At 67.9% G+C, this 13,923-nt stretch carries 10 protein-coding genes and 2 pseudogenes; 5 read left to right on the top strand and 7 right to left on the bottom strand.

The genetic code is table 11. The features are described 5' to 3' along the window. Positions 1-239 precede the first annotated feature (239 nt). From NX794_RS31510 to NX794_RS31500, 3 genes are all read left to right on the top strand, one after another. Positions 240-860, top strand: a complete 621-nt coding sequence (locus NX794_RS31510) for a hypothetical protein (protein ID WP_258782991.1) — start codon at positions 240-242, stop codon at positions 858-860. Between the two features lie 309 nt (positions 861-1,169). Beyond that, positions 1,170-2,936, top strand: coding sequence for a hypothetical protein (locus NX794_RS31505; protein ID WP_258782990.1), 1,767 nt, complete (start codon positions 1,170-1,172; stop codon positions 2,934-2,936). A gap of 50 nt (positions 2,937-2,986) precedes the next feature. Further along, positions 2,987-5,014 carry a hypothetical protein gene (locus NX794_RS31500; RefSeq protein WP_258782985.1) on the top strand — a complete coding sequence of 676 codons (2,028 nt, stop codon included), beginning with the start codon at positions 2,987-2,989 and terminating at the stop codon, positions 5,012-5,014. Between the two features lie 219 nt (positions 5,015-5,233). Here NX794_RS31500 and NX794_RS31495 read toward each other — a convergent pair whose 3' ends face one another. The 6 genes and pseudogenes from NX794_RS31495 to NX794_RS31470 form a co-directional block, all read right to left on the bottom strand. Continuing rightward, on the bottom strand, positions 5,234-5,767 hold the full coding sequence (locus NX794_RS31495) for a CbrC family protein (RefSeq protein WP_258782983.1): 534 nt from the start codon (positions 5,765-5,767) through the stop codon (positions 5,234-5,236). Positions 5,768-5,799: 32 nt separating this feature from the next. Then, positions 5,800-7,334, bottom strand: a pseudogene (locus NX794_RS31490) (ISKra4 family transposase). 73 nt (positions 7,335-7,407) lie between these two features. Beyond that, a complete protein-coding gene (locus NX794_RS31485) occupies positions 7,408-7,929 on the bottom strand; it encodes a hypothetical protein (RefSeq protein WP_258782982.1) in 522 nt (173 codons plus the stop codon). Positions 7,930-8,320: 391 nt separating this feature from the next. Then, a pseudogene (gene tpg, locus NX794_RS31480) lies at positions 8,321-8,740 on the bottom strand (telomere-protecting terminal protein Tpg); the annotation flags it as partial. 273 nt (positions 8,741-9,013) lie between these two features. Then, positions 9,014-9,913: an ATP-dependent nuclease gene (locus tag NX794_RS31475; protein ID WP_258782981.1), complete on the bottom strand. Its 900-nt coding sequence runs from the start codon at positions 9,911-9,913 to the stop codon at positions 9,014-9,016. Between the two features lie 324 nt (positions 9,914-10,237). Then, complete coding sequence (locus tag NX794_RS31470; protein ID WP_258782980.1) at positions 10,238-10,885, bottom strand: AAA family ATPase; 648 nt, start codon at positions 10,883-10,885, stop codon at positions 10,238-10,240. A gap of 566 nt (positions 10,886-11,451) precedes the next feature. Here NX794_RS31470 and NX794_RS31465 point away from each other — a divergent pair. Both NX794_RS31465 and NX794_RS31460 read left to right on the top strand, forming a co-directional pair. Then, entirely contained in the window at positions 11,452-12,609 is a 1,158-nt protein-coding gene (locus NX794_RS31465) for an SEC-C domain-containing protein (protein WP_258782979.1), read from the top strand. A 265-nt stretch (positions 12,610-12,874) separates the two neighbouring features. After that, a complete protein-coding gene (locus NX794_RS31460; protein WP_258782977.1) occupies positions 12,875-13,330 on the top strand; it encodes a WhiB family transcriptional regulator in 456 nt (151 codons plus the stop codon). Here NX794_RS31460 and NX794_RS31455 read toward each other — a convergent pair. After that, entirely contained in the window at positions 13,269-13,886 is a 618-nt protein-coding gene (locus NX794_RS31455; protein WP_258782976.1) for a GIY-YIG nuclease family protein, read from the bottom strand. The two genes, NX794_RS31460 and NX794_RS31455, sit on opposite strands and share 62 nt — an antisense overlap. Positions 13,887-13,923 lie beyond the last annotated feature (37 nt).

The following is a 13,923-nucleotide window of genomic DNA, read 5'->3' as shown; positions in this document are numbered from 1 at the left end:
TCCCGGCTCCGGAACACCCTGCCGCCCCGGTGAGGCCAGCGGCGGACGAGAACTGCGCACCAGGCCGGTCCGTCCGCCGCGGAGCACGGGTGTGGCCGCTCCGCGGCCCCGGGAAGGACACCCGTCTTCATCCCCGCGGGTGACGGCAGTTGGACACCAGACCTGAGGGCACGGTTGGCTGAACTGCCATGGAACCAGCCGTACCCCGGCGAGCCAGCCGGTGGCAGAACGCTGTCCGGTTGCTCCTGCTGATCGCGACCGCCGCCGAACCCGTGACCGGCGACGCCTGCGCGCCCCCCGACGCGGTCGGGGTGGTCCGAACCCAAGTACTCCTGCAAAAACTCGACTTCTGGGTGCGCTCCCCTGACTACCTCGCCTGGGAACTGCTGGTGGAGTACGAAGCCCACCCCGACGATCCGGCCCTGTGGCAGCTCGCCCGCACCATCCTGTCCTCCGACGAACCCGATGTGCGCCGCTATCCCATGCTCCGCCACCGTTTCGGAGCCTTCGAGCAGATGGACGAGGCACTGAGCATGCTGATCGAAAGGAGCATGGTGACCAAGCGACACACCCCGCGCGGCGGTCAAGTGGGCCAGCACGACTACTACCTCCGCGCCCGGGGCCGACAGGTCGCCGACACCATCGTGCGCCACGAACCCGACCTGTCCTGGTACGTCGAGCGCACCCAGACGGTGGTCAGCCTGTTCAAAGGCCTGAGCCCCAGCGGCGTCAAGAACCGCCAGTACCTCCAAGGCGACTACGCCGACACCCCTGTCGGCTCCTACATCGTCTCCATCACCGAGCAGGCCCGCGGTCGCCTGGAAGAACTGCGGCCGTCGGCACCAGGCAGGAGCCGGTGATGGAGCAGCAGCAGCTCTTCCCGGTGCACCAGCAGCCGGGCCCGACCGCTATCGTGCCCGCACCCCGCCAGCAGCAGTGGGCAGCAGCCCTGGCCGCCGGTGTGCCCGCACCCGGCGAGATCGTTGCCGCGGCCGCTGAACACACCGGCCACGACAGCGATGTGGTGGAGAGCGTGCTGCGCGACAACGGCGTACGGCTGTCCAGCCCGCTCGCCGCCAGCCGCCACCTGCACCTGGCACGGGTACGCGTCGACGGTGTCAAACCCGGCGGTGAAATTCTCTCCTGGCAGCAGCACTTCACCCCCGGGCGTGTGGGCGATCACCTATCCCGGCAACAACGTCGGCAAGACCAGCTGCCTAGAATTCGCCGTCTGGCCGCTGCGCGGCGCGCCCCGCCAACTCCCCGACGACGTCCGCACCTGGATTCACCGCATCGAAGCCGACATCCGCACCGGCCACCGTGCCCTGCGTATCGTGCTGGACACCGTCGATCCCCGCCGGCCCCGCTGCACCATCCGCGCCTGCCCCACCCTCGAACAACTCGACGACCTGCCCGACAACGACCAGCGACTGGTCGGCAGTGTGCAGGGCCAGAGCAACGTCAGCGCACTGATCGACGACGTGATGCGCGGTGACCTCGGGCTGGAACCCACCATGATGTGGGGCGAGAAAGCCGGACAGGACGGCGAAGGCGCCGCCCAGACCTACGGCTGGGCCTCCTACTTCGGTGCCCTCTACCTCAACCTCGGCGGAGCCAACCTGCTGTTCGGCGACGTCGCCACGGCCGGGCTCCCCGGCCAACTGCTCGAACTGTTCATCGACGTGCCCTACACCGCCACCCTCTCCCGCATCGAAGTCGCCATCGAACAGCGGCTCAAGCAGGACCGTCTCACACGACGCCGGGCGGAGGAGGCAGCCCGGGCCCGCAGCAGCGAGCGCGCGCAGTGGGACAAAGAGGCGCGGGCGCTGCGCCGGAAAGCCGCCACAATGCGCCGCCAGGACCCGGTCGCCGAACTCGCTGCCCGCCGGACACAGCAGCAGGAAGCCACCCAGCAGTGGAAGGCGGCCATCCGCCAGGTCGAGCGGGCCACCGAAGCCGCAGAACTCGCCAAAGAAGCACGCATCGAGGCGAAACGGCTCCACCTGGATGCCGTGGAGACCCACCGGGCCAGGAAAGTCATGGGCCTGGCAGAAATCGACTGCTGCGGCCGCTGCCAGCGCGACCTGGGCCCCGAACGCAAGAAGAACGAACTGACCGACGGCATCTGCCGCTCCTGCACCCGGCCACTGCCCGAGACCGATACAGCTGATCCGCACGCAGCCGAAGCCGAACTCGCAGACCTCGCAGGCCTGCTGGCCCGGGCCGAGGAGGACGAAAAACAGGTCGCCAAGGCACTCAGACTGGCCCGGGACCGGGAATACCGTGCCCGCAAATCCTGCACCAAAGCCGGCCAGCTGGTGGAGCAGACCGCCGATGCCTCCCAGATCCACGCCCAGCTCACCGAGACGGAACAGGCCCTCGCCCGCCTGGAAGGCAAACTGGAAGCCACCAGTCCCCAGCCCGCCTCCAGCCTTCAGCACGGCCCGGACACCGCCGTCCTGCAGGCCGTCGCCGCACAGCTGACGCGCTGCGTCGAACAGTCCGGCAGCGCCTTGTTCGCCGCACTCGACCAGGAAATCCGCGACCTCTCCGCACGCTTCGGCGTGGCCAACCTCGACTCCGTCCATCTGCACCGCACCGGGGTCATCACCGCCGTCAAGGCCGGCGTGAGGATGCGGTTCGTCAAACTGACACCAGGGGACCGGCTGCGCATGCGCATCGCCACCGTGATCGCACTCCTGCGCATCGGCGGCCGACGCGGCACCATCGGGCACCCCGGACTGCTCTTGGTCGACTCCATCGGCACGGCGGAGACCACCGTTGAGGACGGACGCCGCCTGGTACGCGAACTCGCGGCCGTCGCCCAGGAAATGCCCGGCCTGCAGGTGATCCTGACCACCGCCCAGCCCGACATGGTCAGCGGCATCCTCCCGACCAACCAGGTCATCACCTCATCGCAGGCGAACCTCTTCTAGACAGCCGCACCTGCCGGCGCTTGCCCTGCACGAACCAGCAAGGAACTGCCATGCTCGCCGTGGAGACCACCCTGGCCGCCTGGAGCCGCACCGCCACTGGCGAACAGTTGGACAACGGGCCCAGCCTCGACGACCTCGGAGGCCCCGCCGCAGTCGCCGCCGAGGCCACCGAACTTGCGGCAGGGCCCCTGCTGGGGATCCTGGCCAACGCCACCGCCCGATCCCTCACCACCCACCTCGCCAGCACCCTCACCCCGATCACCCAGGCCCTCCAGCACGGACTGACCCACCCCCACAGCCCCTGGACTCTGGCCGAGGCACTCGACACTCTGTGCAACCACCCCGGGCTGCTCGCCGCCATGGACCCCAAACTCCTCAGCCGCCTACTGGCCCACCACGCCGGCTCCGCACTGACCCACCAGTCCGGCACCCCCCACCTCGCCCGCCCCGCACTAGCCGGTCTGCTCCACCTGGCCGTCACCGGCCACTGCAACCGCCACCGACTCCTGCTGATCCTGACGGACCTGGACGCCACCGAACCCCCCGACGCCCTGGAGATGCTCCCCGTCCTCCTCGGAACCGCCCACAGCCACTTCGGTGACCCAGCCCTGCTGACCGTCCTGCACCGACTCGAACAACACCCCCACCTCCCCGAACCGGTACGCACCGACGCCTGCTTCGAACTCGCCTTGGCCCAGATCAAACACGCCGCCGAAGCCGACAACGGCCCCCAGGCCCAGGCCTTGCTCGACCACGCAGCCCTCCGGCTCAACCATGTGATCGACCACTCAGAAGCACGCCCCGACGCCCTCGCCTGGCTCACCGCCATCCACACCGTCCTGGCCTTCACCCCCGACCGCCACCACAGCCTCGACGACCTCATCGACCGCCTCCACCGCGCCACCTGCCACCACCAGGCCTGGAATGCCCGCCTCGGCGAGATCCCCTGGCTCACCGCCCGCGGCAGCAGCCAAGCCGCCTGGCACCGCCTGGCCGCCCGCATCCACACCACGGCAGCCCATCTCACCCAGCCCAGCTGGTACGACGCAGCCCGCACCCTCGCCGACGTCCTCGACATCTACCGTGCCATCCACGCGGTCCGCGCCGCCGGCCCGGCGCCCGGCCTGCACACCCTCATCCATCCCGTCATCGTCGATGCCTTCGCCCACAACGCCGGCCTGCTCCACCACCTACGACAAGCCCTCGAACACGACTTCGCCCACCACCCGGACGCCGCCGCCCTCCACCTGTCCGTCAACGACAGCATCAGCAGTTTCGGACACCCTGAGACCCAAGCCGTGCCAGCCCACCGAGAACAGGAAGCCGACTGGGCGGCCTACCCTCAGCTGCACGGCCTGATCACCCGCACCCACACCCACGCCCCTACCCCCACCGACCCGCTCATACTGGACAGCCTCGAACGCAGCCTCGTCCAGCGCCTCCAAGCAGCCCGCCCTCATCCCGCCGACCAGTTCGACCGACACCTGCGCAGTCTGTATGACCAGCTCAGGCGGCATCGCGACTTCGTCCCGCCCATCGACGGCTACCTTGCCGGACTGGTCGAGCACTTCCTGAAATTCCTCTACCTGCGCTTTGACGCCCAGCCCAACCTCTACGCCGACCGGACCGCCTACCTCGGACCCTGCCCACCCAGCCAAACGACGCGCTACTGGCCCGAGGCGGCGCTCCAGAACGACTACCACTGCGACCTGATCGGCGCCTTCCCCCACGGAACCATCCACCGCGAACGCCCCGACCGGGGCGGCGGCCGCAGCGATCTCGAATACGAACCCCGGCCCGGCATCCGCTTCCCCATCGAAACCAAACGCCGCATCGCCCCCTTCACCCGTGCCGAACTGCACGCGTCCTACCTCGCTCAAACCGCCAACTACACCGCCACCAGCTTGCCCTTCGCCCTGCTCCTGGTCGGCGACCACAGCGGGCACAACCGCGGCTACTCAGACATCGACGACCGAGTCTGGACGACGCTGCACGCCCGCAGCCCCACCGAGATTCCCCGCCTCATTGTCATCGGCGTGCTGCCCATCGGCCGGGCCGTACCTTCCCGCACCCGGTGACACGCCGCCGCACCACCCACAGCCGATGGGGGCTCCGCCCGTTTTCCCCTACTGGCTGCCGCCGAGTTCACGACGTCACCACGATGGACCCCCCTGAACCCATCCTTATGGACCCGCCGGGACCTCACAGACGCTGCCTGCCTCCGCTATCTCGGATGGGTGCGGTTCCTCTGAAGGGATGATCGGTTCGATCTCGCGGGTTGTCGGGCCGATTGGCTGTTACGAGGCGTCGGCGTAGGTGAGGTGGGTGCCGCAGGTGGTGCAGCGGAAGAGCATGGCGGTGGCTCCCTCGCCGAGGTGGGTGAGGAACTGTTCGAGTTGGGCTGGGTCGCGCCAGCCGTCCATGCGGAGGTCTTGCCTGAGCTGGTCGAGGGCCTCGGGGTGGGCTGCCAGTTCGCTGTATCCGACCTCGCCGATGAAGGCGGCCGCGTCGTGGCAGTGGACGAGCCAGTGCGGATCCTGCCAGGCGTGGAAGCCGGGAGTGCGTCGGGTGACTTCGTGGAGGATCTCCTCGCTGACGCCGTCGAGTCCGTAGGAGTCCATGAACTCGCCGGCGAACTGTTCAGCTGCGCTGCCGTCGGCGATGCACCAGGGGCAGAAGCGTCCGCTGACCTCTTGGGCGGTGTAGAAAGTCGCGGTGCAGATCCACTCCATGGCGCGGTTGCAGCACACACATGTCTCGGCGCTCTCGCGGATGGCCCCGCTGGCGAGCGGATCGGGGTGATAGCGGAAGGCAGGAAGGTCGGAGCTCACCGGTGCAGTCTGGCCACAGGGTGGCCCCGCGATCAAGCGGTAAGGGCGAAGCTCTGCTGGTCGGGGGCTGGGTAGAGGCGCTGGTGTTCGCGGGCGGCGTGGAAGGTCCAGTAGTCCTCGAAGTCGCCGTTGGAGATCAGCGCCCGGAGTTGGAGGACGGCTTCGGCGCTGTCGAGTCCCCAGCGGGCGCCGGTGATGTCGAGGCGGTCGGCGATGAGGTGGCGGCATGCGCCTTCGACGGCGCCGGTGGCGATCGGCCAGCCGGCTGCGAGGGCGGTGTCGTAGTGGAGCTGGTCGAGGTGGCCGGTGAGGTAGCGGTGGCAGGTGGTGACGGCCTCGCGGCGGGTGGCGGGAAGTCGTTCGGCTGCGGCCTGGAGGGTCATCTCGTGGCGGCGCGGTCGGCGTGTCCGGCGAGGATCGCGGTGAGTTTGTCCGCGGCCCAGGTCTCGGCCTCGCGGCTGCCGGGAGGGTGGAAGGCGTGGGTTGCCGTCAGGCAGTACTCGGCGACGTGAACGAAGTCGAGCAGGACGTGCAGGCGGATGCCGCGGCGGGCGGCTTCGTCCTGGATCAGGTCGAGTTGGTGGCGGGCGCCGTCGACGAGCACGATCCAGTCCCGCAGATGCTGCGGGTCGCGGGCCTGGGCCTGGGCCTGGTTGAAGGCGTCTGAGACGACGCGTTGCGGGGAACGGATCACCGAGGCGGTGCACCATTTGCGCTCTGCTTTCGGGCCCTGCCTGACCGGCCGGCTGTCGCTGCGGCCGCCGGGCGGATGCACGATGTCGTGCGGCCGGCGCGGGGCGGGCGTGGTGTCGAAGACGCAGGCCACCGTCGCCATGCGCTTGCGGTTGGGTTTCTCTCCCGGAGCCAGCCGCCCGGCCGCCGCGCTCTTGGCCGCGGCCCGGTGGGTGGCCTCGCGCAGGGCTTCGGGGCGCATCACCACGCCCTTGCCGTCGACCTGGAGGACCAGCGGCATCTCGCGGGTGCAGGGGGTGGGGATCTTCGCCGTGTAGTAGGCGGCGATGTCGACGGCCGCTGCGACCACCAGTTCTTCGAGACGGCGCTTGCCCAGTACTCTTCCGCATCGTCGCTCGATCGCGGCTTGGGCCTGGTCGAACGAGCCTCTCACGGCTTCCAGGACCGCGAGCCGGGCCAGGCCGCGGGAGTGCCGGCCGGCGGGCAGCGACAACGCTTCGTCCGCCGGGTGGACGTTGGACACGCCCCGGCCACGACAGGCGATCCGGGTCACCCGCACCGACCCGAACACACAGGTCAGCCAGCGGGAATGGTTGGTCTCCCGCCAGGTCCGCGGCTGTCCTTCCGGCCCGCGCACCACCGGCCGTCCCGCGCTGACGCGGGCCGCGGCTTCTTCCGCCCTCGCCCGCAGGTCGAGGTGATCCTGCATCAACTGCCGCAGCAGCTCGCGCCCTTGCTGTTCGAGCAGGCCCTTCAGTTCGTCATGGGCCATGTCCCGCGCCGGGGCGTCGGCCAGCGTCGAGACAAGGCGTTCGAAGGCACCACGGGAGGCTGCATACCCATCAGGCTCGGACAAGGCGTCGTAGGGTTCCATCTGGGGCTCTTCTTCGGTCTTCCTGCGATTCGTTCGGTTGGCGCCTTCGAATCTATGGAGAAGAGCCCCTTGGTCACCGGGAGTTGACGTGGTCGGCGTTGCCGTCGTGGCGGGCCAGGGTGAACCGTCCCGGCGCGTCCTCGTCCAGCCAGCCCCGTTCCACCAGCCGTTTCGGCTTCCCCCGCGTCCCCTCGATCTTCGCCGTGGTGGCCTCCAGCCCGATCCGCGGCACGATCTGCTTGGCCTGCAACGGACCCTGAGCATCAGCGACGATCTCCACGATGTCCCGGTACACATCCGGCAGCACCTCGGCGGCCAGGCCCTCCCGCCACGGCGGAACCGCCATCACGCCGATACCGTGAGGCACCGGCGCTTCCCTGGGCTCCGGCGCATCGTGTGCGTCCGGCGCTTCCTCGGCGGCCGACAACTCCGCCAGCACCTGCATGACGGTCTCCCGTGTAATTTCCCACCGCGACAGATCCGCCCGGGCCTTCTCCAGCCGCACGGCCAACTCCGCAGCCTCGGCCTGGAGTTCTTCCACCCGCTGACGAGCCCCGGCCTCCCGCGCCTGGAGCTCTTCCGGCAACGACACCATCGCGCCCCACCTCCACCTCGCCACAGTAGAAGTACGACGACACCGCCCACACGTCAATCAGCGTCTTCCCAGCTCAGCTATCCCTCGAAAGGATCCGCACCCAAGTGGGTTACCGGATGACACTCAGGGCTGCACCGGGGCACACAGCACGGCGACCGGACCGAGCGTACTGCCCACCGTCCATTGCCCAAGGTGCCCCAACCGGCCCTGCCCAGCCGGGCCGAAGGCGGCCTTGGCCGGCAACCGCGAGGCGCAGGAAGCAGTGCGCGTACCGTGTTCGCTTCCCGGAGCGGTTCAACTCGACATGTACTACAGCGTCTGGTTGGTGTGCCGTGTGGTGCACGACCTACGTCACCCTGCTGCCACAGCTTCCCCCCGTGCCCGTGTCCGTCTATAGCTCGAACTGGAGGTCGACGAGGTCGGTGAGTTCGACTTCGAGGCCGTGGGCGCGGCGGCCGTTGTCGCGGAAGTAGACCTCGCCCAGGGCTTCGGCGGCGATCTGGCGGAGATCGTCTTCGTCCATGCCGGCTTCTTGGGCTTCAAGGAGGCGGGCGGCGTGATAGGGCGGCAGGGCGAGGGTGAGGTGACGTACGCGGGCCTGGTCGGTGGTGCCGGGGGCAGCGGTGTACCCGAACCGAGCCTGAACATCGATCATGATGCCGTTGGTGGTGACGGCGGCCTGCTTCGCCCGGGCCCGGACCTGCGGCTGCCAGCGTGCGCGGACCTCGCGTTCCAGGCGGTCGGCGAGCTGCGGCCGGGGTGATTTGATCTGGTTGTTCACATAGCGCTCGACGGTGCGCTGGCTGATGCCGGAATGTTTGATTCCGCATTGTCGGAGGGGTGTGCGAGGCTGAGTTCACTGAGTCGGACATAGGAAGGCGGAAGGCGATGCGGACCCCCATCGTGCGCGTTCGGCATGCCACCTCACCCCCGCCCAGCGGCTGCCGCTGGTGCGGCGACCCGCAGGACAGCCACGGCTCGCAGTGGATCGCATCGGTCGGCATGCACACCTGGGCCGAACCCACACGGGAGCAGCGTCTGCAAAGGATGCGGGCCCGGCGTTCGGCGGCGCGGGCCTGACCTTTCAGTCGTCCTCGTCCCACGGGTGCGGGCCGGCGTCTTCGGCGATGGAGATCGCCTTTTTGAACACGCTGTGCAGGGCTTCGGGGACATCGGAAGGCTTCTCGATGTACTCCATCAGGAAGCCGACAAGCTGCTCCTTCTTCGGCGGGGCATCCTCGGACCCGTTCCTGAACAGGGCGTGCAGGCTGTGACTGAACTTGGGCTCCCTGCGCAGAGCGTCGATCTCCTGCGCCGTCCACACCCGGCCTTGCGTGGCCTCCTTGTGGGGCCACTTGTCGTTGGCGACGCGTGCCCACAGTTCTCCGCTGAAGATGTCCTCGAACTCGTTCGGGTTCCCCAGGTAGATGCACTCGGCGGGCTGGAAGCCGTTGATGCTGAGACGGTCGTCGTTGAAGAACTTCTGCTTGTCGCGCTTGGAGTCCCGGTCGACGATGAAGGCAACGGTCCGCTTGTGTTCCTTGAGGAACTTGGCGAACTTGAGGGAACCGTCGTTGCCGCCGCACGACCACAAGGCGATGCCGGCGGACTGGATCGGATAGCCCATCGCGATGCGGAAGAGACGAGGGAAGGCCGCGTACTCGGTGGGCCCCTCCACGCCGATGAAGCACTTCTCGTGCAGCAGCACGCTGTTGCGGAACCCGAGCGAGGCGGCCATGTTGGACATGAAACGGCGCACCTCCTTGTCCGTGCCCTGCGCCGTCAAGGACTGGATCTCTGCCTGCCCGTCGCTGCTGCCGAGGTGAACCACATCCTGGATGTCCACCCCGTCGATCAGGTTCAGCGAGTGCGTCGCCACGATCACCGAGGAGTGGGAGGCCCGGGACGACGTCTCGATCATCTTCATGATGCGCCGCTGGTGCTCGTAGTCCAGATGGGTGTCCGGCTCGTCGTAGGCGATCACGATGTCGCGCCGGGGCGGAGCCTCCTCGTTCGGGATGGCTTCCGCGGTCTCCAGCAGATCTCGCGTGCTCTCTCACAGTGCCAGGGCGATGCGCCGGGAGCGGCCCGCTCCCGCTGACTTGAGCGGTACCTCCCGCTGCCCGTTGATGGACGCCGTCATCTCGATGGCGCCCACCGAGGGCTTGAACTGGATGCGCGGTTGCAGGCTCAGGCTGTCCAGGCCGCAGCGCTTCTCGACCTGCCGGCGCAGTCTGTCCGCATCCGCCTTGAGGAGATCACCGAACTCGTCCTCCAGCTCGGTGATCTTCTTGAGCGTGGACTCGTTCTAGTCGCGCAGCTTGGCGGTGAGGATGCTGCGCACGACCGTCTCGGGGGACTCTGCCGCGTCACCGCGGAAGTAGACCATGCCGGGCATGATGTCCTGGATCTCGGCCGGCGCGGAGACCCACTCCATCACCGTATCCAGGCCCGCCGCGTACTGCTGCAAGGGCTCAAGCCAGCTTGCCTTCGCGGTGGTTCGGCCCGTGGCCTCCACTCCCACGCTCAAGGCGAGCTCCTTGAGGTCGGCCAGGTTCATGCAGTCCAGTGCCCGCAGACGGGCATCCCCGCATACCGGCAGTTTGGCCTCCAGGCCGGTCTTGCCGTCCGGCGTGAAGCGGCGCCGGATCAGCAGGGGCGAGGCGAGAGCGTGCTGTTGCGCCTCCTGGTCGGACAGCTCGAAGGCTCCTTCGACGCAGATCTCCTGGGCTTCTGGACGGGGCTGCACCTCGTCCGCTTCGCAGTCCCCGAAATGCGACAGGTCGCCGAAGTGGATCTCGACCGCAGGCTCGTCGAGAAGGAAGGCGATGGCATCCAGCACAGCGGTCTTACCGCAGTCGTTGTGCCCGGTGAGAACCGTCTGCTTGCGGATGGGGATTCCCTGGATGTCGACAAGGGAACGGAAGCCCTTCACGCCGAGCTCAACTAGTTTCAACCGGTGCCGTCCTTGCCGTTCTCACTCCCACCCGGGCGTGTCCATCGCCGTTCAACACCCGTGTGAGGTCCCGTACATGCTGCTCCTTGCGTCACTCTAGTCGTCAGATTTCCCAGAGCACATCGATAGCTGTGCGCAGCGCGCCACCTGGACGCGAACAGGCCGCATATCCCGCTCCACCGTGCTACGGACCACGCGGTCATCCTTGTCCGAGGTGAGCATCGCGGCACGCCGCTGCCTCTTTGCGGCTCGAGTCCGTGCGGCTGCCGCCTGCGTCGGTCATCGCCGGGATGGCCCGGACCGGAGGGCGGCGCCCGGTGCGCCACGTCCGTGAGGCGAGAGCGGACCGGGCGCACCGGGGTTGGCCGGCCGTCCGACGATTCTCTCGCCCGCCAACTGCGCTCTTTCCGCCACCGATCAACGACCCTTGCGCCGCGCCATGACGCAGGAAACGAACGGTTCGCCACGCTCGGCATCCGGTCATTGACCAGCGGTACCGCCTCGGGAGTACACCAGTACTCTGGGCGCGTGGCGCCCCGCCAATGGAGCGTGCAGTTGGGGGATGTGTGAGCTTCGAGGAAGAAGTCGTTCAGGCTCTCGGCAGGGACCGGGCTGACCGTGTTCAGGCGGCAGCCCGGCAGTTGATGACGTTGGCCGACGACGATGCCCAAAGCACGCAGGCCGTGGTCCACATCAATGTGCCGCTGCACGCCCACAATGCCCATGACGCGACAGCCGAGCTCACCGACCTGCTCAACGCGGCCGCACCGGAGGAGACCTGGACGTTCGTCACCGTCTCCCATCCCGACGGCACGTGGTCGGGCAAGGCGAGCCCGTTCATGCAGGACACCACCGCGCTCGGCTCACGGGAGTGGATTGCCCATTTCGCCCTGACCGACCTGCACATGAGGATGGCGGCCTGGCGGCTGACCCAGCTGTGGCGTGCCGCCGAACTCGCCGAGCAGACTGTGGAAGCCCTGGGCCGCTGGCGGCTGCTCGTCGCGGCCGCATGCTCCCGCTCCCTGCTGGAGGGCGCGGCCGCCCTCACTCACGAAACGACCCTCCTCCACGAGGCATGGGACACGTTCAAGAAAGCCGGCCCGCCCACCACCGACTCCCTCACGCGGTTCAGCGCCGACCTCAACAACCGCCTGGCCAAACTCCAGTACGCCTCACGCGTCGGACAAAGCGCCGGCCGGCCGCCCGTGCTCCAGAGCACCAACGTGATGACCTACATCAACAAACTGGCCAAGAACACCACCACCGTCGACGTGCTCGACCTGTACGAATGGCTGTGCGACGCAGTCCACCCCAGCTTCGGCTCCGCCACCACCCACACCGTGCTACGGGCCTCGGACCGGCCCAAAACCCACGCAATCGAGCACTACGCACGCCGCCCCTTGAAGCCGCTCGCCGCTTCCGGCTACGTCATGCAGCCGACCGTCGCCCACGCCGCCGCCGACGCCCTTGTCCTGGCCGCCGAAGTGGTCGACAGCAGTCTTTCGCTCGTGAAGTGGACCATGGACGACATCGGCCTGACGGCAGAGATCCACGGCCTTAACCGCCTCTCCTACGCCGGCGGCAGCGACCGGTCACCCCAGCGCAGTGACACCTGCCCGTGCGGCAGCGGCCGCAAGTACAAGCGGTGCGTGCATCGGTGGGGTCAACCGAGCACCCCGCCCTCACCGACCGCTGAGCAACAGGAAGCCAGGCCACAGAGCTAGCCTCGGTCCAGGTCCGTGGAATGGACACGAAAGGGCCTGTGATCATGACGCCTGCCAGGCTTCGGGTGATGTCCTCCTGGTGGCGCCGCCTTCAGGGCATCTCTTAGCGCCACCGCGCGCAGGAAGCAAGCACCGCTCACCCGAAGGTGTGACGCCGTGAGGTAGATGCTGGAATGGTTGCCTCAACAACGTAGTGTCATATGCCTTTTGACCTGTGCAGTGGGCAACTCACAGGGCAGAACAGGCGAGAGGACGGCATCACGGGATGGCGGAGACGGACCGGAGTGAGCAAGGGCTGTGCAGGACGGCTGACCCCGACGCCCTGTTCGTCGAAGGCGCCGCACAAAACCGCGCCAAAGCGCTGTGCAGCGGCTGCAACGTCCGGACCGAGTGCCTCTCCTGCGCCCTGGACCAGCGCATTGAATTCGGTGTGTGGGGAGGCATGACCGAGCGAGAGCGCCGGGCTCTGCTGCGTCGCCGGCCGACGGTCACTTCCTGGCGGCGCCTGCTGGAAACGGCCCGTGTGGAGCACGGGCGCCAGCCGTCGTGGAGCCGGACGGCACGGCGTCCGGGGTGCAGCGGCTCACGGCCAAGACCACAACCGGATGGCGACAGTTGGCGGCGGCGACCACCGCGGCTGGGCCATTTGTTCACAACCCTTACAGGTGTGTGGGCCCTCTCTCGGCGTACCGCTGGAGAAAGACGTGAGCGGCCTCGTTGATATCTTGGACGGGGTCGGGGCGGCCCTGGAAGTCGAACCACTCCCCGTGAGTGCGCCTGGCATCGAATTGCTCATGCAGGTAGCGCTCGAGAGGGAACCCGCCGCGAGCGCTCCAGCGAAGTTCCAGTGTGGTAGCGGAGCCTGACTGCAACGACTTGATCCGCTGCGCTATGTCCTTCGCAACGCCGATCTTGATTGAGTCGGGGATGGCGTCGGTCGACACGGCATACACCCACCGGTCATCGAAGCGAACCTCTTGGCGCACTGAACGAGGCAGGGGCTGCTCCATCAGCTCGATCATTTCCTCATACTCGCGATCCATCCGCTCCTTGATCGCGACCGCCAGATGGTTCAGCTTGTCTCGGGCCTGCTCGGCAGTGATCGCTCCAGCAGCAATCCGATCGAGGAGCTCAACCACGGCCGGGACCTCGATGTCAGTGCCCGAGCTGGGAGCGTCTCTTCGCGTATCCCTGCCCGGTCCAAGTCCCCAGTGCAAGGCGACGTTTTCGATGTGGTGGCTGCCGAAGTCCAGGTGCACGGTGAAGGATTGAGCCACGGGATTCCTCTCAGACCAGGGGCGGTGTGGTGCCGGG

Source organism: Streptomyces pyxinicus (assembly GCF_024753135.1).
GTDB lineage: Bacteria > Actinomycetota > Actinomycetes > Streptomycetales > Streptomycetaceae > Streptomyces > Streptomyces pyxinicus.
This window is presented reverse-complemented; position numbering and strand designations above follow the sequence as displayed.

Coding starts and splice junctions, on each gene's coding strand:
- NX794_RS31500 (WP_258782985.1), top strand. CDS start 2,987: ATGCTCGCCGTGGAGACCACCCTGGCCGCCTGGAGCCGCACCGCCACT.
- NX794_RS31485 (WP_258782982.1), bottom strand. CDS start 7,929: ATGGTGTCGTTGCCGGAAGAGCTCCAGGCGCGGGAGGCCGGGGCTCGT.
- NX794_RS31460 (WP_258782977.1), top strand. CDS start 12,875: ATGGCGGAGACGGACCGGAGTGAGCAAGGGCTGTGCAGGACGGCTGAC.